This window comes from Paenibacillus sp. FSL H8-0034, assembly GCF_038000305.1.
Lineage (GTDB): Bacteria > Bacillota > Bacilli > Paenibacillales > NBRC-103111 > Paenibacillus_S.
On sequence record NZ_JBBOBS010000001.1, the window covers coordinates 151,302 to 175,824 of the forward strand.

At 44.0% G+C, this 24,523-nt stretch carries 19 protein-coding genes; all 19 read right to left on the reverse strand.

The window, feature by feature from the left end:
* Positions 1-18 precede the first annotated feature (18 nt).
* The gene (flgK, locus tag NST47_RS00645) at positions 19-1,605 is read right to left on the reverse strand and encodes a flagellar hook-associated protein FlgK (protein ID WP_341153517.1); all 1,587 of its coding nucleotides are present in this window, start codon (positions 1,603-1,605) and stop codon (positions 19-21) included.
* Positions 1,606-1,662: 57 nt separating this feature from the next.
* Entirely contained in the window at positions 1,663-2,166 is a 504-nt protein-coding gene (locus NST47_RS00650) for a flagellar protein FlgN (RefSeq protein ID WP_341153518.1), read from the reverse strand.
* Positions 2,167-2,199: 33 nt separating this feature from the next.
* Positions 2,200-2,472 carry a flagellar biosynthesis anti-sigma factor FlgM gene (gene flgM / locus NST47_RS00655; protein WP_341153519.1) on the reverse strand — a complete coding sequence of 91 codons (273 nt, stop codon included), beginning with the start codon at positions 2,470-2,472 and terminating at the stop codon, positions 2,200-2,202.
* A 106-nt stretch (positions 2,473-2,578) separates the two neighbouring features.
* Positions 2,579-2,989 carry a flagellar protein gene (locus NST47_RS00660; protein WP_305954315.1) on the reverse strand — a complete coding sequence of 137 codons (411 nt, stop codon included), beginning with the start codon at positions 2,987-2,989 and terminating at the stop codon, positions 2,579-2,581.
* 122 nt (positions 2,990-3,111) lie between these two features.
* Entirely contained in the window at positions 3,112-3,999 is an 888-nt protein-coding gene (locus NST47_RS00665; protein WP_341153520.1) for a ComF family protein, read from the reverse strand.
* On the reverse strand, positions 3,996-5,903 hold the full coding sequence (locus NST47_RS00670; protein WP_341153521.1) for a DEAD/DEAH box helicase: 1,908 nt from the start codon (positions 5,901-5,903) through the stop codon (positions 3,996-3,998). The genes NST47_RS00665 and NST47_RS00670 overlap by 4 nt, the downstream gene beginning before the upstream one ends.
* 24 nt (positions 5,904-5,927) lie before the next feature.
* The gene (locus NST47_RS00675; RefSeq protein ID WP_341153522.1) at positions 5,928-6,326 is read right to left on the reverse strand and encodes a hypothetical protein; all 399 of its coding nucleotides are present in this window, start codon (positions 6,324-6,326) and stop codon (positions 5,928-5,930) included.
* A gap of 55 nt (positions 6,327-6,381) precedes the next feature.
* Positions 6,382-7,110, reverse strand: coding sequence for a response regulator (locus NST47_RS00680; RefSeq protein WP_076233509.1), 729 nt, complete (start codon positions 7,108-7,110; stop codon positions 6,382-6,384).
* Between the two features lie 2 nt (positions 7,111-7,112).
* A complete protein-coding gene (locus NST47_RS00685; protein WP_076233510.1) occupies positions 7,113-8,267 on the reverse strand; it encodes a sensor histidine kinase in 1,155 nt (384 codons plus the stop codon).
* Positions 8,268-8,395: 128 nt separating this feature from the next.
* The gene (locus NST47_RS00690; RefSeq protein WP_341153523.1) at positions 8,396-11,017 is read right to left on the reverse strand and encodes a stalk domain-containing protein; all 2,622 of its coding nucleotides are present in this window, start codon (positions 11,015-11,017) and stop codon (positions 8,396-8,398) included.
* A gap of 199 nt (positions 11,018-11,216) precedes the next feature.
* A complete protein-coding gene (gene metK / locus NST47_RS00695; protein WP_076233511.1) occupies positions 11,217-12,425 on the reverse strand; it encodes a methionine adenosyltransferase in 1,209 nt (402 codons plus the stop codon).
* A 199-nt stretch (positions 12,426-12,624) separates the two neighbouring features.
* Positions 12,625-12,897 (reverse strand): alpha/beta-type small acid-soluble spore protein, encoded by a 273-nt coding sequence (locus tag NST47_RS00700; RefSeq protein ID WP_076233512.1) that lies wholly within the window; start codon positions 12,895-12,897, stop codon positions 12,625-12,627.
* Positions 12,898-12,979: 82 nt separating this feature from the next.
* Positions 12,980-13,591 (reverse strand): hypothetical protein, encoded by a 612-nt coding sequence (locus NST47_RS00705; protein WP_341153524.1) that lies wholly within the window; start codon positions 13,589-13,591, stop codon positions 12,980-12,982.
* Positions 13,592-13,725: 134 nt separating this feature from the next.
* Positions 13,726-17,178 (reverse strand): S-layer homology domain-containing protein, encoded by a 3,453-nt coding sequence (locus NST47_RS00710; RefSeq protein WP_341153525.1) that lies wholly within the window; start codon positions 17,176-17,178, stop codon positions 13,726-13,728.
* A 473-nt stretch (positions 17,179-17,651) separates the two neighbouring features.
* Entirely contained in the window at positions 17,652-18,752 is a 1,101-nt protein-coding gene (locus NST47_RS00715; protein ID WP_076233515.1) for a glycosyltransferase family 4 protein, read from the reverse strand.
* 123 nt (positions 18,753-18,875) lie between these two features.
* Entirely contained in the window at positions 18,876-19,574 is a 699-nt protein-coding gene (locus NST47_RS00720) for a WecB/TagA/CpsF family glycosyltransferase (RefSeq protein WP_341159575.1), read from the reverse strand.
* Positions 19,575-19,621: 47 nt separating this feature from the next.
* Positions 19,622-20,761: a polysaccharide pyruvyl transferase CsaB gene (gene csaB / locus NST47_RS00725; protein WP_341153526.1), complete on the reverse strand. Its 1,140-nt coding sequence runs from the start codon at positions 20,759-20,761 to the stop codon at positions 19,622-19,624.
* Entirely contained in the window at positions 20,731-22,824 is a 2,094-nt protein-coding gene (locus tag NST47_RS00730) for a DUF5693 family protein (RefSeq protein WP_341153527.1), read from the reverse strand. The genes csaB and NST47_RS00730 overlap by 31 nt, the downstream gene beginning before the upstream one ends.
* Complete coding sequence (locus NST47_RS00735) at positions 22,814-24,517, reverse strand: phospho-sugar mutase (RefSeq protein ID WP_341153528.1); 1,704 nt, start codon at positions 24,515-24,517, stop codon at positions 22,814-22,816. Before NST47_RS00735 ends, NST47_RS00730 begins: the two co-directional genes overlap by 11 nt.
* Positions 24,518-24,523 lie beyond the last annotated feature (6 nt).

Below are 24,523 nucleotides of genomic sequence, written 5' to 3' on the forward strand. Positions count from 1 at the left end.
TCAAGAAACTAACATCTATTATCTGCCTACAACACCCATGCTGTTAATGACTTTATCGAGCGCTTCATCGTAGACGGTCATCGCTCTGGCTGCTGCATTATAAGCATGCTGGAATTTAATCATGTTTGCCATTTCTTCATCCATGGAAACGCCGCTTACCGATTGTCTTCTGGCATCCACCTGCTCAACCAGCACCTTTTGATTCGCAGCCTGCCGATCAGCCTCTTGCCCCTGCACACCCAATTGCCCAACTACAGCTCGGAAAAATTCATCCAGCGTGCCATCCTTCAAAACGACAGTCCCCGTACCCGTTGGATCGAAGTTGAATGATTGCTGACGCAGCCCTGCTATGAGCAGTGACATATCGTTATTGCCTCGAACCACTTTCTCCACATTATCTACCGGATCTACATAGGTTCTGAGTGCTGCAGCAATATTGGAAACATTGTGTTCAATAGTAGGGTTCACGATAATGTTAGCTGCAGTGATAGCACCACCATCACTGCTTTTAAAGAAATCCTCACCCGTGGCAAACGTACCATTATTGAGTACGTAACCAAGCTTGTGCAGTCCATTAAAGCCCTTAACGGTAATATTCCTATCATCCGATTCCTTGAGCGTTCTATCTGCTACTGAGCCCGAATAAGTTTTCGCGCCTACAACGGTTCCTTCCGGCACAACGGACCCTGCTGGCAATGTAACTGTCACATCACCCTCGACCATCGTTTTAACCATGGTGTCGATTTCGTTCTGATAGGAAGTTACCAAGACATCTCGTGATTGGATCATGCCATATACTTCTCCGCTGCTTAAATCGCCACCATAGCTTCCCTGAAGCGAGGCTGCAGTAACCGTAGACGCCACGTTAAAACCATCTACCAGAACCTGAGCACCCATGGAAACCGTATAGCCGGTATCATCCTCTTTAACGGTGATATTAATGGTTTTCGATAAATCATCCAGCAATACATCACGTTGATCCCGAAGATCATTCGCATTATTACCCAGACCCTCAATACGATAGATTTCATTATTAAGCTTAGCAATTTGATCTGTTGTTGAATTGATATAGGTCGTTTTTACATTAATATTATCTGTCAAATCTCGGGAAAGATCGGACAATTGTTTAGAGGTAAAATTGAATGCATCAGCCATTGCCAAGGCACTCTCCTTAACAACAGCACGGCCTGTCAAATTATCCGGCGCTTTACTTAGCTCCTGCCATGCATTCCAAAAATTTTGAATGACTTGACGAACCCCTGTATCCGATGGCTCATTAATAATACCCTGGAGCTTATCAAGCGTATCTTGACGTACCGTCCACTCGCCGGATGATTTATTTTCATTATAAAACTGGGAATCCAGATACTTTTCCCTAATTCGTGTAATGGAGGAAAATTCAACCCCTTGCCCCATCTGACCAGGCACTGTGCTTCTCTGAAGTCCAATGGCCTCCGTTGGCTTTGCTGCAACCATATTGACTACTTGACGAGTATATCCCCGTGTGTTGGCATTGGCAACGTTATGACCGGTTGTATTCAACGCCTCTTGTTGTGTAAATAAAGCACGCTTCGATATTTCTATTCCACCAAATGTTGACCGCATAGCGCGAGGTCTCCTTCCAATTGATCGTGCTCGTGTATAGTGTAAGGCTTGTGCCTGTTATGCTCTGGTATCAAAAATGCCGAGTCGCTTGTTATTGCCACGAGCATTGTGCTGAGGCTTATGATAAAAGGCTTCATCATCGGGTGGTCCCACGATAAGATCCAAAGAATAATCGATGAAAGATAACGAATGTTCGATTAGTTGTTGATTCAATTGATTCATTTCCCTAAGCTTTCGTATCGTACCCAGAAGCTGCTTTTGCAGCGTTAGCAATGTTTTCTTTTCTTCCATATTAAAAATAATTTTCGTTAAATCGCTCACAGTTACTTTGGGATTAGGCTTGTAGCCCTTTTCCATTAAAAATTCCCCAATCACTTTCAAACGCTGCTGATCCAACTCACCAAGCTGCTTGATCAGTTTGTTTTCCTTGGCCACGATTTGTGTCAGCCTCTCCACATTGTTGTGGATGAGCACCTGCTTCTTCTCTTCAGCCAACTCGCACAAGGCATCGTGTACATCGTTGAATGCCGTCATTGTTTGAATCAAAGCCTGAAATGCCATACGACTCATCCACCTAGTTGTTTAGATTCAGTATTAATTTATAAAAGGAAAAAGCTTTTCTGCAAGAGTCCTGGCATCCAATTTGTATGTTCCTGCTGCGACTGAATTTTTTAATGATTCAATCTTTTCTTTTGAGTGTTCCACCTTTGAAGGATTCAATGAACCTAACAGCTCCTTGGCCTCACTCGATATCTCCACTTGATCTTTCTTCTTACCGGATTTACCGGTTGTGGAGACAGATAGAGCATCATGGTTCTTTTGATATTGATTAACGGCACCGATCCGATTAGTTCCATTTATCTTCATGAAAAACACCTTCTTTCAATTAAAATAACTTCACCGATAAAGCGTTATACCTTTTATCGGTGAAGTTACAGCAAAAGTTTATATTAAGTTTTGAGAATGCCTTGTTTTAGAAACGATCCTTTAAACGGTCCTGGATTTTAAATGTGTTGTGGTTCTCCTGTGCTTCCCGCAGCTTTTTGCGATTTTCATCCTCATGCATCTGGTTGGTTTCTTTAGCCAGCTTGGAGCGACATGGTTCGCACATCGTATTTTCACGAATTGCGGTACCGCATACTTCACAATCATAGGTCATATTCGGGTTGCCTTTGATGGAGATGCGCCCTTCACGAATAAATTTGGTGATGAGCTGATGAGATACCCCGGTGGCTTCGCTTAATTCAGTGATTGAGCAGGAACGAAACTCTCTTAAATACTTCAGGCACTTATCATACTGCAAATCGATTTCCTTGATACAATTCCCACACATGCCATACATATTCTTTAAATAGACTTTCCCACAACGTTGACAATTAGCCACATTTAAAGTCATTATTTTATCCCCTTCCAAAACATCAAAAAATAGCATCATGTTACATCTAGTGTAGCTTACAAGTCAAACGCTTGTACACTATATTTTGGAACGTTTATGTAAATAATTATTTATCTTGCCCAGCTAATCCCGTATATGGCTACATCGAGCTCCATTGTAATCACTTTTGCACATTCGCTCAAGGTACTTCCGGTCGTATATACATCATCAACCACGTACAGTCTTACGGCCTTGCGCGCCGTCAACATTTTCAGACTGCTGTGGGCAGCTGGATTAAGCGCAAATACCCCTTGTAAATCGGCCAGTCGATCCCCGCGCGTCTTGAAGCTTTGTTTATCCGTATGGCGCACTCTTTCGAGTAGTCCAATTACCGGAATACCGGTTAGCCGACCAAGCTCCTCGGTTAGCTGCTCAGCTTGATTAAAGCCACGCTCGGCTAATCGTCTTTCACTTAAAGGCACGTAGGTCAACAGCTCAACATATGAACCTGCAGCGCTTTGAGGATCGGCTTGTCTATGATGCATATGATAGGCGTGCAACAGCATTTTGCCGAGCAAGGCTCGCAGCTTTTCATGCCCTCGGTATTTAAAAATCCCCAGCCATTCCTTCATGAGAGGATTGTAGCTGACAGCACTGCGATTTTGCACAAAATAGGACTCTCGGCGCCGACTGCAATCTCCGCAGATTTCGGGACGACCGCAGCATTCGCATTCAACATGCAAGATCCATGGAATCGAGGCGCTGCAAGCATGACAGAGTGGCAGCTCCCCGCGTTTGGTATACGAACCACTGCATGCGATGCACGAATAACGGCTCGGCGACAACAGGCGCTCTGCTTCCTTCAGACGCTCTGATAGCCATTCACTAATACGAGCCCCTGTACTTTTAGTCGAAACCTGACCTTGCTTACGCGGCGGGCTATATGGACTTTCTTCTGTTTGGTTACCGCCATGCTTTCCTAAGTGCCGCCCCGTTAATCTTCCTCCCGGTGTATTCATGGGCTCTGTTCTCCCTTCGAACGTAAATATCCCTTCTTTCTGGCTAAGGCGTTCATCGCCTTGATTTGTCGAACGGCTTCCACTTGCTCACGTGTTCGTTCCTTGGCTGCAAAGAATACCAGACCTGCCGGGTCATCTGCAGAACGACCAGCGCGACCGGCCATTTGCACGAGTGACGCGGAATCAAATAGCTGGGCATCGGCATCCATAATATATACATCCGATTTGGCTATCGTCACCCCACGCTCCAGAATCGTCGTTGTCACCAGCATCCGGATGCTCGTATTGCGAAAATCGATGACCTTTTGCGCACGTTGCTCGTCCTTGGAGGAGGTGCCTTGTATGACGATACCCGGGAATATCCGTCTCAGGAGCCGCACGAACGGCTCTATAAGCTGGATTTTGGGTACAAAAATAAAAATTTGTGCGCCTCTGTTTAACGAAATGCTGAGTTTATCATGAAGGCTGTGCGGAATAGCGGCACGTTTTTGCTGCTGAGACAAGGAAGGCGTGGGCAGCAGGACGGGTACTGGCAGCGGATGACGATGATATCTTGCTGCCACCTTCACATGAGGAAGTCTACCGCGCTCAGCGGCTCTCTGAAGCTGTCTGGGAGGTGTTGCTGACAGCAGCAGGGTTACGCCACCGATCGTGCAGACCTTACGTGCCGCATATTCAAGCATAGGGCTATTGTGATAAGGGAACGCATCGATCTCATCAATAATAACCAGATCAAAAGCCCGTTCGAATCGCAGTAGTTGGTGGGTGGTGGCTATCGTCAGAGTTCCCGTATCCCAACGCTGCTCGCTTCCCCCATACAATGTGACTACAGGCAGCGGAGCAAAAGCTTTTTCCAGTCTTGGCCTGAGCTCCAGCACCACGTCACGTCTGGGAGTAGCGATCACGACGCATTTGCCACGGCTCAGCATATATTGAATCATCGGAAATATCATTTCGGTTTTACCCGCACCAGTAACAGCCCATATCAAAAATTGCTGTGGCTTATTATGGTATTTGAATTCAGCTCCCCGTTCCCATTCATTTCCTTTCAAAAATGTTAATGCTAAATAAGAGGCTTCTGCCTGCACATTACTCAATCCCCAAGGCTCGATGTATCGTTGGAGATCATGCTCTTCTTCCTTCGAACCCATCTCCTGATCCATATGTTGGTTAGCAGGTACACTGACCAGAACAGAACAAAATCGTGAGCGGCCCATCGTCAGACACTGCTCGCAATAAGGACAAGAGGTCCCGCAAAACAAACAATCCGTCATCACCATCTGCTTCGCATCCGCTCCACAGCGTCGGCATTCGTAGACCGGCTTGTGGTTGAGGGATGGAAAGGTTCGCTTATAGTGCAAGCTGATGCCTTGACTCAACTGCAGCTTACCCTGCAAATAACCCATTTGCACATAGAGCAACGGGTCCTTCATAGCCTCCTGCAGCGCATGGTGCTCCATCAATTGATTCGTTTCCTCTACAAGTAAGCTGCGACCTTGCAGGATGCTGATAAGCCCATCCAGCTCATCCTGGCGAACTGTGACACTTCCTTCCGCCGTCTGCCTGTACCCTTCCCATTGCAGGGAGTCACACTCCAACAGAAGCCCCTGATGGCTGCCAGCTCGTCTCGCTAACGGTATGTCCAAGCGTTCTGCCTGTTGGTATATCGTCTTCAGCAGAAGTTCCGGAGAGCAGTCCTTGGCATGCTTGGTGCTTTTCTGCATTTCCTTCAGCTTGGCAGTCAACATAAGAGCTTGTCCAAATGAAACAGCAGGTTCAAGCACCCAAATTTTCAGAGAATTCGGATGCTCGCCGAACCAATAGGCCATATCAGCCCTTACATCCAAAGTTAAATGCCACGTATAGGCTTTATCGTTTATTAATGCATAAATGACCGTCTTCATCTCTCACCCTTGCCACCTGAATTTTCACAGCATTTTGTAAGCGGTTTCTAAAATTTCTTGATGCCCGAGCCGAATTACCATAACCTGCTGATCATCGTGTCGTGCTATCCATTCATCCAACGTATTTTGTTCGTCAAAGCTTTGTATCTCAATTTGATAGGTAACCCGTAGCCGTTCGGCAATCGCCAAAGTTTCATCCGTTGAGCCTTGATCTGCTACAATCATCTGAATATCTCTACCCTTTAGCTTGGAGAAGAACTGCAAGGATCGAATGAACCATTCCACCTGTGTTTGATTATTATACGTGATCAACCAGACATATACTTTTTTCGGGCTTGCCTGCAGCTCTCGCCGATAATACCAATGCATCAAGACGATACTGGCAGCATAACTGCCCACAATCCATAATAACCCTACCATCATCGCGGCTCCCTCCTTAAGCCATTATATGCCGCGACGAGTTGGTTGGTTCCTAGGGCTACAACGTGACCCAGCCGTTTTTGATCGCAACGATAACTGCTTGCGTACGATCATCAACTTCCATTTTTTGTAAAATGCTGCTCACATGGTTTTTGACTGTTTTTTCACTAATAAACAAAAATTCACCGATCATCTTATTGCTTTTGCCTTCAGCCATTAAACGCAATACTTCCGCTTCTCTTCTTGTCAGTGGACTGCTGTCGCTATGTATGTACTTGACCCCTGCTTCTTTGGAGACGATGCCCGCGCCTGCTACACCAACCTCATCCAGATAAGTCATACGCCGCAGCTGATTGATCAGCTTTCCAGTCACTTTAGGATGGATATAAGCATGTCCTGCTACTACAGAGCGAATCGCGTTAATTAAAGACTCGGCCTCCATGTCCTTCAGCAAATAGCCGGACGCGCCTTTGCGCAGCGTTTCAAACACATAGCTCTCATCATCATGAATCGACAAAATGATCACCTTGATGTCCGGAAAAATTTCCTTCAGCTTGCCAGTCGCTACGACACCATTTTCAATAGGCATATTAATATCCATAAGGACGATATCCGGATTGAGCGTGTTGCACAGTTCGATGACTTGAATCCCATCACCGCATTCGCCTACAACCTCAAGGTCGTTTTCCATGTTTAAGATCCGCTTGACACCTTCGCGAAATAACTGATGGTCATCGGCAAGAACTAATCGAATATTGCGTTTCGTACTCCCTGCTGTTAACTCCATAATTACCCCTCCTTCGATTCTAGTTTGATGGGAATTAGCATTGAGACCTTGGCCCCTGCACCTACATCTGATTCCACTTCCATTCTGCCTTCCAGCAGTTCAACACGTTCACGCATTCCCATCAGTCCGTAATGACTGCCCTTATCGATTTTTTTGTCGATCTGCTCGACGACAAAACCAATCCCGTTATCCTTGACGGTTACTTTCACCATCTGCTGTTGATAGGTGAGCTCCAAAGTTACATGGGAAGCTTGCGAATGTTTTAATACATTGGAGAAAGCCTCCTGCACAACTCGAAAAATGGCAACTTCCATTCCCGAAGGCAACCGTGCTTCTTTCCCAGCCAGTTCGATTTTGGTGCGTATTTTTGTTTTTTCTTCATAATCCTGAATGAACTTTCGGAGTGCCGGGACAAGGCCCAAATCATCCAGAGCCATCGGACGAAGATTGAAAATGATTTTACGAACCTCTTCGATCCCACTTCTTACCTGAATCTTTAAATCGACAAGCTCTTCCTTGGCGGAGCTAATCGTATCCCTGTTCAGCATACGTTCAACTATTTCGGTACGAAGCACGACATTAGCCAGGGTTTGCGCCAATCCATCGTGGATTTCCCGCGCAATCCGCTTTCGTTCCTCTTCTTGTGCCAAAATAATTTTTAACCCAATTAATTGGCGATTTTTGGCTGATTCCAATAAACGTGTAACCTGATCCAAATCACCATCCAAATATTCCAGCACCACATTAACCTGGGACACGACCGACTCGGCACGCTCAAGCTGCTTATCTACATTTTTGATTCGCTTCTGCAGATCATCCCGTCTTGCCTTCAAATGCAGCTCTTTTTCTCTGAGCATGGCCAGCTGAGTCTGCATTTGAGTCGCAAGCTCATAAGCTGCACGAATATCGTCTTCCTTAAACCGCTTAAAATCACGGCTGACTTCGGTTAGACGCACGCGTGCCCGGCGGTACTCCATTTCAAATCGGTCAACTTTATTAATCGTGTTTGTTGTTTCTTCCATAACCTGCTGTAATTCGCTGTTCAGAGCTTGTCGTTCTGACCGAACGCTTTCACAGATTTCGAAAATTTGATATTTGCTACTTTCCATGACATCAATCGCATTTTTGATAACGCGATCCAAAGCATCCACTTGCATGCCAGTCAGACTCCTTCCAGCGATTCCATACACAAAAGTCTGCTCGTCAAAATGTGCAGTCCCGAACAGACTCCTATGCAATATAGTACCATATTTCGACGCGTTTGTAAGAAGTTATAACGAACTAATTATTGTAAGGTGATTTGCTGCGTTTTCTCATCCCAAGTCACCTTCCAACCCATATTCTCGGACAGAATACGGAGTGGAACGACGGTCACATTATTCATGATTTTGGGCGCAACCTCAGCCGTAACTCTTTGGCCGTTAATAATAAGCTCTGGGTTATCAATCCATAAATCAATAAGCTTATCTCCACGGATCACCGTCACTTTACGCTCTTTCTCATCCCACTTTACCGTACCGCCCAAAGCATCTGCGACAAAACGAATCGGAATCAGCGTATTTCCACTTACAATGATGGGTGCCTGCTCGAGCGTCATATTTTTCTTATTCACAGCTACGGTTGTTTTATTAATGGTCAGATTCACCTGATTGTTAGAAGGCGTTACAATATCACCCTTATACGTAAATGTAATGTCATCCAGTTCAATCTTCCCTTTAGCCGCTCGCTCATCCTGTCCGATTTCTTCATTGACCACATAAACGCTTCTTACTGTGATCGGATATTTAAAATTGTAGCTGCTCAAATCCTCAGTTACAACCTGCCAACCTTTCCAATTCAAGATCGGTGCCAGCTCCACATAAAATACGCCGCCCGCGCTATCCCGAATTTCTGTCTTCAAAGCATTGAGACTTTCATCCCCATTTACTTTAAGCTTCATAAATTGAGGCTGACCATCGACTTGAATTCCGGCATCAAAATCGGCAAAAGCCCATTTGGTACCTTTACCTTGCGTGAAGTCATAGTTTATTTCCAAATAGTGATTTTTACTCGTGTCCTCTTTAATATACACAGAGGATGTTACGCCCTCAGGCTTACTCCGCGACATCGTCATGACCGCATTTTTCTCCAGATCGTACCAAACCTTGTCCTTGCCTACGGCGATTGTCAGCATGGTGCTAAATCCATCGTATCGAGCAATGAGCTGAGCCTGATTCGTTCCTGCCAAATCAATGACATTCAGGACACCATTCTTAACCTCTGCCTTCATACCCAGCACTTCCCACTGAATGGATTCAGCAGGCACCTCTCGGGTTTTACCGGATTTCGTTTTGGCTATAACCGGCAGTTTGTAGCTGCCCCCTTGAGACAGTACCATATTAGGGGTATTGATTTTCAAACTGGCAATTTGATCTCTCCCGACGACCTCGATGGCAATCGACTGCTTACCTGTTCCTGACGACGCGTTAATTTGCGCAGTTCCAGGCTTGCTCGGTGTGAAAATATTATCTTTAAAAGTACCCACATCATTGCTAATAGACCATGTAGCCGGTATTTTATCGGTATCCACCAATGGATTATAATATTCATCATAGCCTTTAAAGCCCAATGCTGCCTGCTCATTCACAAACAAAAAGCTTGGTGCTTGTATAACCAGACCTTTTACCGCACCTTTAGGCGCTGTTGAGTAGACGCCTACGCCATTCACAACCTTGCGTTGAATACCTGTTTCTGTTTTATTGGTAAGAACCGGTGTCGTTTCGCCGAGAGGACGTGTGGCCAGCTGTGTAGATCCGCCGCCATCCAAGTTCATACCTTTCCATACGCCTACTTTGATCATAAATTGCTGGAGCTCGGTCATCGACAACCCTTTACTATCACCTGCATTGTCAACGGTAATAAGGTAAGCTGTTTTTTGATCCTTCGAATAACCAATGGCTGTTCTTGATCGGTTGCAGCATAAACTGTCGACTTCCCGCGAAAATTCTGCCGGCTTGCCCTCGTCGACCATAATCGTGTGCCCGCCAATCATCATTTTAAAATTTTTCGTGTCGTAGGTTTTGCTTGCATCCTGTGGAAGTATTTGATAATCGACAGTGAGTGGATCCCCAACCTTCATATGCTGTTTAACAAAATCCGCGGCCAAGCCGGATGATCTCAATACATAACCATCCTTCGGCGCTATAACATTAATGATCGTATTTTCTGCAATTTGCTTAATAATCCCGTTCTCAACCAAAACCTCGGTAGGAACAGTCGTTCCATCATTGGAACGGTCAGCCTGTCCCCACGCATTGGTATACATAAACATCGCATCAATATGGCTGTGCTCACCACCTGGCTCGAACCAGTAATACGTTTTGTTAATACCGCCCAAAGTAAATTTAGCTCCATCCTTGGCGGTTACACTGCCTTGAAACGTAAACAAATCGACGATAGGCTCATTATTTTTGGATAACGCAAATGTATAGAAACCCGGTAAATACGGCGGGGTTGCCATCAATTGTCCATTCGCTATTTCAGGGCCCATCGGGACACCTTCAGCTTGCGTGTTGTAAAAATCGCCATTAATACCGGCAACGGCCCCGGTTTCCGTCGTCATGCCAAGTACACTTTGTTTCTTCGTGAATTGATTGTTTGTACCACTCATGACATCAAGCTTTACAAGCGGATTCGTCAAATCCACCTCAACGACATTTCCGTTCACAGTTACTTCCTTTTTATTGCGAATCGATTTCCAAACATATTTTTTCATAATGGCACCCGAAGTTAATATCTCTTGACTAACCTCTGTAACCGTTGGCTCATCTGCAAAAACCTTTTCAGTTGTTATAATTGGTGATAAAAGAATCATAGCGGATAGTGCGATTGTTATGGCTTTCATTGCTAATTTATTGTGCTTAACCACGCTGCGTTCTCCCTTCTTATTCCCGTTCTACTCATTATAGACTCTATAAACAACCAAAAAGTTACGTTATTCGCATCGTAAAATATATAAAGGTGTCCAAATATGTAATAATGTTAGTCCTTGACAAACAAAAAGCAGATGGGAATTATCCCACCTGCCTTTTCTTCTACAGCTTATTCAGAGCTTGTCTCAAAAAATTTTATGCAAGTGCATCGCGTTTTAGCAACTCAGCCTTATCCGTACGCTCCCAAGGAAGATCGACGTCTGTGCGACCAAAATGTCCGTATGCTGCAGTTTGCTTGTAAATAGGCTGACGAAGTTCAAGCTGCTTAATGATACCAGCCGGACGCAGGTCAAAATGTGCACGAACCACTTCAACCAGCTTTTCTTCGCTAACTTTCCCTGTGCCGAATGTATCAACAGCAATTGAAACTGGACGCGCAACACCAATAGCATAAGCCAATTGAACTTCGCATTTATCAGCTAAACCTGCTGCAACAATGTTCTTGGCAACATAACGTGCAGCATAAGCGCCTGAGCGGTCTACTTTTGTCGGATCTTTACCGGAGAAAGCTCCGCCGCCATGACGTGCATATCCACCGTATGTATCTACGATAATTTTACGTCCTGTTAGACCAGCATCCCCTTGTGGTCCACCGATTACAAAGCGGCCTGTTGGGTTAATGAAATATTTAGTATCTGCATCAAGGAATTTCTCAGGTACGATCGGCTTGATAACATGCTCTTTGATATCTGCTTGGATTTGCTCCAACGTTGTATCTTCACTGTGCTGGGTAGATACTACAATAGCATCTACACGTACAGGTGTATCTCCATCGTACTCAACCGTTACTTGAGTTTTACCATCAGGACGTAAGTAAGGCAAAGTGCCATTTTTACGAACTTCTGTTAATCTACGTGAAAGTTGATGGGCAATAGAAATAGGAAGCGGCATTAACTCAGGAGTTTCATTGACCGCGAATCCGAACATCATTCCTTGGTCTCCTGCTCCGATTGCTTCAATCTCATCATCGGACATTAAACCTTCACGAGCTTCAAGAGCACGGTCAACACCTTGTGCGATATCCGCAGATTGTTCATTCAAAGAAACCAACACAGCGCATGTCTGGGAATCGAAACCAAATTTAGCGCGAGTGTAACCAATATCCTTGATCGTTTGACGAGCAATAGATTGAATATCTACATATTCGGATTGACTTGAGATTTCTCCAATAACTAACACTAAGCCTGTTGCAACCGAAACTTCGCAAGCAACACGGGCATTGGGGTCGTTAGCCAAAAAAGCGTCAAGTACAGCATCAGAAATTTGATCACAAATTTTATCTGGATGTCCTTCTGTTACTGATTCTGATGTAAATAAGCGTCGACCGCGTGGTGTTGATGACATATACTATCGACCTCCTTAAATTTTTCGTAGAAAATTGTTTCTTCTTAATCCTATGATGAGATAAAGCCTGGACAAAAAAATCAACCCTTTCCTATCGGAAAAGGTTACATTCAATATGACCTTCTTTAGTTATGTTACTGGATTTGCAGGGTACTGTCAATAAAATTGCATGAGTTCTAATTAATCTTAATATAAGTCATTATAAACTAAACATCGTTTCTTCGGCTTTCCTAATTAACCTGCTTGTAATCGCTCCGCCTACAGCTCCAGCATCTCTGGATGTAATATGTCCCCAGTAATCTTCCTTGACTGAACTTGAGGATATGGCACCCAGTTCCGTTGCAAACTCAACATTCATGTCAGCCAAAGATTTACCAACCGGCAATCCCATTTCAGCTGCGATTTCGTACTTAAGTAAATCAAGGGCTTGATGGCTTTCCGGCACGATTTTCTTACGACTAGCCACAGTCATTCACCTCCCGATCCGTGATAATCGTAGTATGGCCATTACACCGATCAGCACTCGTATAAACTATTGTCATATAGGGCAAAATTTATGTAGTTGCTTTACTGCCATCTGCATTGGTGATCAAATACGAACCACGTACCATCACATAAATATCTTGCTTAAGTTTAGGATCTGATTTAATACCTCGTCCATCACGAGGAACAATAAGCAGATGATTTAAATCAACAACTGCTCCTGCAGCGATATCTTTACCCGAGGTTACATCGGGAATTCCGTTATCATCCGAGCTAACAATTGTTACTTTTCCGGTTCGAACGATAATTTCTGTTCCTGCTCCACCGTAGATGGATTGGCCTGGGTCCAGTTTAATTACCGATAAGTTTGAAGTGTCCGTTTGACTGGGAATGTCCAGTACAGGAGCAGGTGTCGTCTTACCACTGTCCCCTGGATTTGGCTTAAATGACGAAAGTTCACTTGCAATAATCTGTTTAACTTTTTCTTCCGTGATCGTTTGCTTGTTCAGTTCCTCAGCAACTTTTAATTTAATGTTTTGCTCAAAATAGCTCTTGGTAATGACGGGGTCGTCAATGGTGCCCGCTTGAGGGTTGGTTGAAACTCCATCGGCGTTAGTAGTAGCCATGGTCGCCGCCCATAAAAGTAATATACCGATAAAGATTTTATTCCGCTTAGTAAACATACTTCACCTCTTTAATTGTATAGAGAACATTTTAAATACAACTTCGACAAAATAATCAGCATTCCTTCAAATAAATAGGCAAATAAAAAAGACCCCGAAGGGTCCTCTTTATTTGTTTAAGTTAGTACTATTAATTAGTTATTGACAGTAATTGCAGCAGATGCTTGAACACCACTTGGTGCAATTACATTCAATGTGAATTCTTTTACATTTGCACCAAGTTCAGTAATTTGACCATTGCTGCCAATAGTAACAGTACCGGTACCAGCTGTACCATCAGTTACAACATCAGAAGCATAGAATGTCAAGTTAAGAATGCTTGCGTGTTTTTGAACGAATTGGTCAGTTTCAGCTGTACCATTGTCGTCTTTATGAGTTCCTGGTGTACGATCAGATACAAACTCGTTACCGAACTGATCTTTAATGGTAATCTTTTTGAACAACTTAGTATCCCACGCATACAGTTTACCAGCAAGAATTTTGTTAGTTATACCCGGTACTACTACTCCATTCTCAGTAACATCATTTCTATTAATCGTGTTACCCGATTTAGTTATAGCAATACTTGCAACAGCTGGACCTTCATTTTTAGTCGTAAGATCCAAAGATGTAGTGTATACATCTTTCTTGTTGTCTGTGTACAATACGCTTAATTTAGCTGTGCCTGCATCCAAACCAACAATAAATTTGTTAGCTTGATTTGTGGATGTAGCACTGTCAGGAACAACACTTACAACCGATGGGTTCGAGCTTGTTACAGAAGAAACAGTACTTGGTACAGCAACAGCTTCACCACTGCTTGTGAAAGCTCTCACCTTAACTTCTTTAGTCAATTTTGAATAAGTTGATCTTGTTACTGTGCCATTAATTCCATTGTTCAGGTAATCTTCAACCGCAAGAATTGTGTTGTTAACACCCTTATCAACAAATGCTTCATATTTCAATTTGTTTTTGCTAGCTGAAGAATCAAGCACTTCAAGAGTAGTTGTTACTGTATTAATCTCTTTAAATGTGCTTGTGCTTACATCAAACAATCTAGCTGTAAATGTGTAAGAAGCAGGTTTTGCAGCAGCTGTTGTAAAGAATTTGAATGATTTATCAAAAACTCTGGACAAAGGCAGATATTCCCTATCTGTGTAAGCACCAGTTGCACCATTTACAACATACTCTTGTGCATATACAGTTCTTGATACAGTTGTAGGAGCAAGTTGATATCTTCTTGTTGTTGCTCCAGCAGTACCAGTAGGTACTAATGCAGAGTCATCGGCAAGAGCAACTTCATTACTTCTCAGAGCTAAACCATAATCACCATCCAGTGCAGTATTAGCTTGTAATTCCAACTTAACTGCATAATTGGTGTTGTCCAGCTTCAGTTCTCCACCGTGTTGGTCATAAATCTTCAATTTCAATTCATTATCAGTGCTGTTTACTTGATATTTCTTAGGTGCTGCAGAGAAAGCAATTTTGTCTGCTTTACGTTTTTCACCAACAGAGAACGACTGAGTAGCTTTAACAGTGTAGTCATCTGTCAATTGAACTACGATACTTGCACTACCTTTGGAATTAGCTGTTGTAATTGCAATTTTACCTTTATGCTCACCGGATTGTACGATTGGTGTTGATCTTGTTCCGTTGTTGTCATCGGCTACATTGTAAGAACCCAAGCCAATGCTACCAGTAGAGTAAATAGTAAATTTGTAAGCTTTATCAGCAATTTCCTGAGGAGTCAACAATTCACCTTTAGCATCTTTAACGATGATTGGAACATATAATTTCTTGTCAAGATCGCTATCATTAGTAACTACATCACCTTCAGCCAAAGTATAGCTGTAAGCGCCAAATTCTACAGTAGCAGGTGTTTTAGTAGCTGTTACTTTGATAGTTTTTGTTACTGCTTGACCGGAACCATTAGCAATAATGTTCAAAGTGATAGCATCTTTGGATTCATTTTTGTCATAACGGAATTTCAGATCCGCTGCATCGTCACCGATTTCGCTGGAAGTTGTAAACCATACATCGTTGTTGTTGCTGTCTTTAACAACTTTTTTAACATTACCTTCAGTTGAGTAGAATGTTACACCTTTGCTCAGTGTATCATAATCTGATACTTGGATACCGTATTGGTCAAGCGCTTTGATATCAAGGTATACATCTTTTTGAGCTTCTACTTCATCAATTTTTACGTTAGAGCTGTTTTTCAAGTCTCCAACTTCAATTTTAGCTACGTTTTGGGCTTCACCAACTGCGAATACTTTGTTAGCAGTTGTGCCGGAATCTTCATGGATAATAGTAACCGAGATACGGTCATTTCTTTCCAAGATGCTCTCAGCTGTAACGCCATTAACGCCAGTATTTGCTTTAGTATTTTGTTTGATGTAGAAAGCTTGCTCGCCACTAATACCTTTGACAGTAACGTCACTACCAGTGTTGATAGAGAAGTTGTTATAAGTCAAGCTGGATTTTGCACCATATTGGTTAGTTGCTTTGAAATCAATTCTCAAATCATTAACCGTTCTTGGCAATGTTTCTGAAGCTGTCAAGAATTCGATCTTAGCAATTCTTTCTTTAGTAACTGCAACTGTTTGAGTTTTTGCAGTATCGTCAATGTTGGACAAACCACTGATTGTAGCTACAAAAGATCCATCTTGGAACTTCGTATCAAAAGTCAACGTTGCAGTTGTTTTGTCGTCGCTCCATTTAGTTGTATAGTTAGTAACCACTTGACCGCTACCGTTTTTGATTTCAATCTTCAGGTTTTTTGCAGCATCGTCAGTCAAAGCACCATTCAATTGAACAGCCAATTTGTCAGCATCAGTTGCTTTGAAAGAAGCGATTGAATACTTACCGTTGAAAACTGGTTTGTATTGTGCTTTAGCTTCGGAAGCGCTCAGAACCAACAAATCACGAGTTGCATTGGAAGTACCAGCAAATTTACCGTCAGTACCATTGCTCAGCAATTTCAATTGAAGAGCCAATGCTACATAACCTTTAGCCCAATCGGATACAGTAGTATCAGTAACACCTGGAGTTGCTTTTGCTGCAGCGTCTTTACCAAGACCACGAAGCAAGAAAGTTGCCAGTTGTTCTTTAGTTACATTACCAGCTGGGTTGTATTCACCAGGTGCATAACCATCAGTGATACCTGCTGCTTTAACTGCTTCGATATAAGGAAGCGCGTAGCCGTTAGCTGGATCATCCGATTTTACATCAGTGAAAGATGAAGTTTTCAAAGTAGTGTCAACTTTCAATCCAAAGATCAAAGCTGCTACTTTAGCGAATTGAGCACGGTTCATTTCGTCTTTAAGACCAAAAGTACCTTCTTTTACGCCGTCAAACACACCAGCAGAAATCAATGCATCAAATTTTAATTTTGTAGCTGCGTCCAGATCTTTAAGATCCGTAAAATCAGCGGATGTTTTAGTAGCGTCTGCTTCTGCAGCAAGTGCTACAGATGAAAACATCGAGAATGCCATAGCAAGGGATAAAATAGTAGATAAACTTTTCTTCATAACCTTTTGTTCTCCTCCTCGAATATCTTTCGGTTTTTTAGAGTTCTGTTTAGATGGATTATAGCTCGATGCACTCATTAGCCGTTTCACCCCCTTCCCAGAGTTGAGCGAAATGAATTTTTATTTATTAAGGTCTGCAACGTATAAGTTTGCAGAAACTAGTAAACAATAGAATGAAAAGATAGCCAATCGTACACCCTTGTACATTATACACTGCAATCCTAGTAAGGTAAAGAGGTGCGTTGCAAAATATATCCAACCCTTTGCTTACCAAGCTGCTGTTTTGTGTTTCAATGTATTAAACGCGGCGTTGTATAAAAAGTTGCGCTGTTCTAAAAAAACTTTTTATTTTGTGATCAACTCATTTCATCTGATTTCGTATATCAGGTTGTCTATCAACTTCGTATTGCCTCTCTTACGAAACTTAGTATACAACGAACTATACGCTTACGTCATCACGTATTATTTTCCATGTATATATCTTGATTTGGCCAGAACTGTTATATATGCAAAAGCCCCGAACCTAATGGGTTCGAGGCTTCTTTTTCATTTTATTTGGTCATACGTGAACGTGCGCTTAACAGTACTCTGATTTTTTGCAGTGATCGTAAAACCGGCTTTTTCGTTTGGCTGATGATTCCGATCGCTTCCGCACCCAGTACGAGAATGGCAATCAACACAACGATCAGCAAAACCATTCCCCAGATAACTTCTTGCTCTGACATATAAGATAGAAGAACCGCTGATGCACCAAATATCGAGGCAATCCCATAGATGATCAATACAGTAAGCCGATGGCTAAAACCCAATTGAAGCAGACAGTGGTGAAGATGGCTTTTGTCCGGCTTGGAGATTGGTGTCTTATTGACCCAACGTCTTAATATCGCAAATAGCGTATCCGAAATCGGAACCCCGAGTATCATAATAGGAACTAGCAGAGATAGCACGATCGATTGCTTAAACCCTAGAATGGATAAGGTGGCCAGCGCAAATCCCAAAAACAGTGCGCCCGAATCCCCCATAAAAATTTTGGCCGGATGAAAATTATAAAATAAGAAACCAATAATACTGCCAAGCAGAATGACACTGAGTAGCACTACGGTCACATTCCCCATCATTAAAGCAAGCACAAGAATCGTAGTTATCGCAATGCCGGAGACACCGGCTGATAAACCATCTAAGCCATCAATTAAGTTGATTGCATTCGTTACGCCAACAATCCAGAAGATCGTAAGTGGTACAGACAGCCACGTCAAGGAAATCATCGTATCTCCGAAAGGCACATTAACCAAATCAATAACGACCCCTGAGTACACAACGACACAGGCTGCAATAATCTGTCCAAGCAGCTTGATTCTTGGGGAGAGGTCGAACCGGTCATCCAAGGCTCCCACCAGCACGACAATCGCTCCACCTACCAACAGACCCAATGCTACATCGGATTGAACCGCAGGTGAAACCACGAAATACGCTCCTACAAATGCAATGAAAATAGCAAGTCCACCTAGCCTAGGCATGATCCGACTATGTACCTTCCGGTGATTGGGTGCATCCACAGCCCCTACCCAAAATGCAAAGCGCTTCACCAAAGGCGTCATCAGCAAGGCAATCAAGCAGGCCACTACAAAGCCAATTCCGTACAATACGTTCATTCTATTTACACAGCCCCTTTGTATCTATAAAAGCCCAGAAAGCAATTTAAATTATACTCCGTCCGGGCGCATATTACTACCTTCATTTTAAATGAAAGTTGTTGATTTCCAGTCTTAATTACGCTATTTTCCAATGTTTTGCACATTTTTCTTTTCACGGATCACTTTCATTGCGAATTTCGGCAGTACGAGCATTCTTTTGTAACGCCACGGCTCTTGTAGAAGACGATAAAACCACTCCAAACGGAGCCTTTGAAATAATACCGGCGCACGCTTCAGCTTGCCCGACAGCACATCAAAGCTTCCTCCTACGCCCATAATAACCGGTACTCGCAGCTGCTGTTTGTATTGTGCAATCCACGGCTCCTGCTTATCGGCTGATCGACCTATCAATAGGATGTCCGGATCATGCTCCCGAATATTCGCAATAACAGCAGCATCCTCATCTGCTTGAAAGTAACCATCACGGTAACCAACAAGCTGCAATGCAGGATATTGTCGTTTTAAACTGCTGGCAGCCGCTTCTATCATTTCCGGAGAAGCGCCCAGCAAATACACTTTCCAGCCTTTCGGCTCTCCAAGCTGCATCATCCGATGAAGTAAATCAAATCCGGTTACCCGCTCAGCAACGGGGTTCCCCACATAATTGGCAGCCCATACGATACCAGCTCCATCCGGCACAACCAAATCAGCCGCTTGAAGAAGCTGCATATAGGCAGAACTGTCCACAGCCGACATGACCATAATCGGATTGGCCGTAATAATTTGATGAGGTTCCCGGGATTCAATCATATGTGTAATCAAATCGACGGTCTCATTCATACTTAATTTGGAGAAGGGAACACCGAATATCGATACTTTAGGTATAGTCAATGATGATCCCTTCCTTTATTAAAAAATAAAGCGATCTGCTTTGCTGGAGTTTGTGCTTCATTTTTCAAACGTTCGATGAGCGGCTGCTTATCTGCCTGCCACTTCGTTCGCCGCTCCAACAGCTTAACAGCCTCAGCAGCTATGCGGGTACCCGTCTCATTATGAATCGAAGTCGTATGTGCCACTGCCTGCATATCCAAACGATTTAAAAATTGATCTATCTTAGGATCGTAGGAAATCCCCAACATTGGCACTTGCTGTGACGCAGCATATATCAAGGAATGCAGTCGCATGCCGATCAACAAATCGCAGCGACCTACCTCGGCCAGCATCTGCTGGGGATGTGCAGCTCCGTGAGAAATCGAAATCCGATCCTCATGCTGGCTGCCCAGCTGAGCCTTTATAACGTTGGATGCCTCTTCATCCGAAGGCAGGTGAAAGGGTAAAAAGCGAATACGCGCGTCCGTCTGCTTCAAAATCGTGGAGACAGCTTCTGCAAGCGCCTTTAACTCTGATTGATCCTGATTCCAATATCGAACCGATATACCTATGATTGGCTTATCCGTTGGCACAGGTTCGATTTGGCCCTGTTCACCATCACTAAGCGGCATCCCCATTACCGGATCCGGTACAACGATAATTTCACTTGAAACCTTCATATTTAACAGCAGCTGCTTCGATTCTGTATCCCGTACGGATATGAGTCTACAGCGATTAAATACAGAACGTATCCAGCCAAAGAACATGCCGCGATAAACGGGCCCAATACCTTGCGAGTAAATAAATGTCGGCTTCCCAAGCCACTGTGCTAACTTTAAAACTCCTAGATAATACGGAATCGTCTTCGCTCCCGTGGCGTCCTGCAGCAGGCTGCCACCTCCGCTAATTAAACCATCGGCACTGCGAATCGCTCGAAGCATCGCACCCGGACTCATCCGGTGCACAGCTTCGACACCATAGGTTTGACTCGTTTTGGCCGGATCGGCAGACAACACCACAGGAATAAAACGAATACCCTGTTGGCGACCCTGCTCCTCCAAAGCGAGCAAAATCGATTGCAATACCGCTTCATCCCCACTGTTGTCGAAGCCGTAGTACCCTGATATTACGATCTTTTTAGCAGCAAGGGTGTCCAACGACGCCAACTCCTTATGACAATTTCCCAAACTGCAATATAACCGATCCCAATCAATATACCAAATGCTAAACCGTACACAATACGGACGGATGAAATGAGCAGCGGCGTATGCAGGTGGGCAAAGGTATCTACAATGGATGCCTGACCAATGACCCCAATCAAGACCAGCAATACCGCATTACGATATTTGACCGCTAGGTAAGCACCCAAAATAAACAACGGATGAGCAATTAAAAATTCCTTCGTGCGCGGGCGAATGCCCAATGTATTTTCAAGGAAGGAGCGGAACAGCTTTTCAAAGGCTGAGGCCTGTCCCTCGTTACCTGTTCGTGATAAATAATAGAACCCGGCAGCAGCGATGGCAGCAGCTCCGATAATCCATAGGACGCTGATATAAGAAGCAAGCAGCTTTTTAGCCTTGTTCAGCTTATCCTTGTGAGAAAGACTATCATTGAATAGCAGCCAGTAGAAGGCGATCGCTACTATTGGAAGCACATGCAGCAGGCTAACACCCCGGAATTGCTCAAGTACAAGCGAATACGTAATCTGGTTCAGCAGACCCACAATAAAAAAGATCCCAATGACGGATATTGCCGAAGTTTTCAGCAGCAGCCAAATCGCATATCCCAACTGCGAAGATCCCATGCGTGACTGATATTTGCTGCGAACAGATCTTACAGCCATAATCATGGCCACGATCGGTGCACATGTGCCTGCTCCTAAAGCGAGTCCCTGGGCGAATAAACTGGATGATAGTACAAATAATCCGGCAGAGCCTACCATTCCAATTAAAAATACGAGCAGCGTAAGTTCGGAAACAAAATAAGAAATCGTCAGTGCAATTAAGGCCACAGCACCGATCCAGAGCAGCAACTTGGCTCCAGATTGCCAATTGGAATGCACCAATATAAATTTCCCTGCAGGTCCCATTACATAACCAGCTGCCTCGATACGCTTGATAGCTCCATCCGTACCCGTTAAGCTTTCGTATAGGGAATCCAGAGGATTCAGGATTTTACCCTTATCAAGATTTTTAACAGCATGTGCATTCAGAAAAACCATACGAATATTGCGATCCTTGACCGCAAGTACAAATCTGTCAGATACCCCTTGAATTCTATCCGCTAATTCAGCTTCTGTCAGGTTTTCAGTCAGTTTCTCACCGTCCCGTTCAGTAAAGGAGTGAAGACGGACGACATCATATTGAATCATTTTCGCCAATCGATTAAAGCCCTTTTGCTGCGTTTTTTGCAGCTCGATGTTAGCCAGCCCGATTTGATATTTCTTCATAAGCTCAGCCATCGTGTCCAGATTTTTGAGATTAGTGTCACTTATATAACCAGGCACGGTCTCTCCATCAACAATGAAACGTGTCACTCCGTACTTTTGCAAATTAGCTAGCAGTACTTCCATCTGCTCCGCATTGAAAGGTCGGCGATTGGACATGCGAACAACGATATGGAAGCCTTGTTCCTTAAGTGTTTGCAATGCAATCGGATCAGGGTCCATCGTGACCAGTCCGGCTTCATCACGACTCATTTCTATAATAAGCCCATTTTGATTTTTGAAGGTCCACGGACGTACTTTGGCATTCAGACTCGTAAATGCTTTGGTAATCAACGCTTCCAGCTTGTCCTGCGATTCTTTTTCAGCAAATAAGATATAGGTGAAATTCTCGTTAGGCGATATCGGACTTTGTGTAAGTGCTGTCGCTTCGTGTGATGAAAACATTTCGATCCGACGACTCAAACGCAATTCATTTAATGTCGCTTCATAAAGTGCCATTGAATGCACACCGCTTTTTTTCAATTCCTTCAGCTGTGTGTTCACAAATTGCCGCGGGTCTGTCTGCAGGTCTGCTATCTCCAGCAAATCCCGATAATCGAATACAAACTCCACCTTACGACCCGAGCCTTCCTCTGTTTGCGACCTTTCAAAAGCAACAGGAATGGAGGCCAGCATCCCGAGGATAACCAGCCACCATAGCCATTTGATGCTTTTCTTATTCCATTGTAAGTAACGCCCGATCAATACATTCACTCCTGCCGTATTATTGGTCAACTCTGCTCATCACGGAGCTAACTAATCCCTGGATGGCTTCAGCGGCTGCTTCTGCGCTTGTACCGCGGACAGCAAAATACACTTTTATTTTCGGTTCTGTTCCTGATGGCCGCAAGCAAAACCACGAATCATCAGCCAATGTATATTTCAGCACATTTTCAACTGGCAATCCATATAGCCCTTGTGAAAAGTCCTCGATTTTAGTGACGGTTTGCCTATTCACTTCCGTAGGCGGTTGATTACGCCAGTTGTTCATAATGCCTTGAATTTGCTCAACGCCATCTTTGCCTTTCAAGGTGCGAGACTCCAGCTTTTCAAGGAAATAGCCATGTCGAACATAAAGCTCCTGAAGAACGTCATACAACGTTTTCCCCTTGCTTTTGTAGTAGGCAGCCGCTTCACAGATCAGCATCGAGGCAATGACTGCATCCTTGTCTCGGGCATAATCACCAGCGAGGTATCCATAGCTTTCTTCATATCCAAACAAAAAGGTCGATTCGCCCGATGCTTCGAACTGTGACATTTTTTCACCAATATATTTAAATCCGGTTAACGTGTTAATGGTTTCGACACCGTAATGCTTAGCTACTGCCGCACCCATTTCACTCGTTACAATCGTCTTGATAACAACACCATTATCGGGAAGCTGTCCACGCTTTTTCAGGCTGCTAAGTAGGTAATCAACCATAATGGCTCCGGATTGATTGCCGGTCAGGACAAAATATTGGCCCTTCTCATCTTTGACAACCGCACCCATCCGATCACAGTCAGGATCCGTACCGATAATAATATCTGCATCTATTTCCTTGGCCTTGCGAATAGCGAGAGTGAATGCTTCTTTTTCCTCTGGATTTGGAGATTTCACTGTGGAAAATTTGGCATCAGGAAGCTCCTGCTCCGCTACAACCACGACTTGACTAAAACCTATGGTTTTTAGGGCTGCTCGAACAGCCAAATTCCCTGCACCGTGCAGCGGCGTAAATACGATTTTAAACTGATTGCTGCTCCGCTTCACGATATCTGAATTAAGACTCACGGCGGTTACAGCCTTGATATATTGCTCATCGATATCTTGACCAATCCACTCCAATAGACCCTTGGCTTCAGCTGTCGTCCGTTTCTCACGTTTCACATCTGCGAAGGATTGTACCTGTTGGATAGCGGCAATGACCTGCTCCGCCTGATCGGGAACGAGCTGACCGCCATCAGAGCCATAAACCTTGTATCCATTATATTCAGGTGGATTATGGCTTGCTGTGATCACAATACCAGCAGAAGCCTGCAAAGCCCTTACAGAGAAGGAGAGCTCCGGAGTGGACCGCAGCGATTCAAATACATAAGCTTTAATCCCGTTACCGGCCAACACTTTGGCAGCCTCCAGTGCGAATTCAGGGGATTGATTGCGGGAGTCGTAGGCGATGACCACGGATGGATTCTCTGCTCCCAAAGCGTTGACAAAGGCCGCCAATCCTTGTGTGGCCCGACCGACTGTATAACGATTTATCCGGTTGGTTCCTGCCCCGATAACACCGCGTAGCCCCCCCGTACCGAATTCAAGATCACGATAGAAGCGGTCCTCGATTTCCTTCGGCTGCTCTTTAATTTGGTTAAGCTCTGCCTTTGTACTCTCATCAATTGCCGGATCTGTTATCCATTGCTCATATAATTCTTGAACTCGATTATGTACCGTCATAAATTC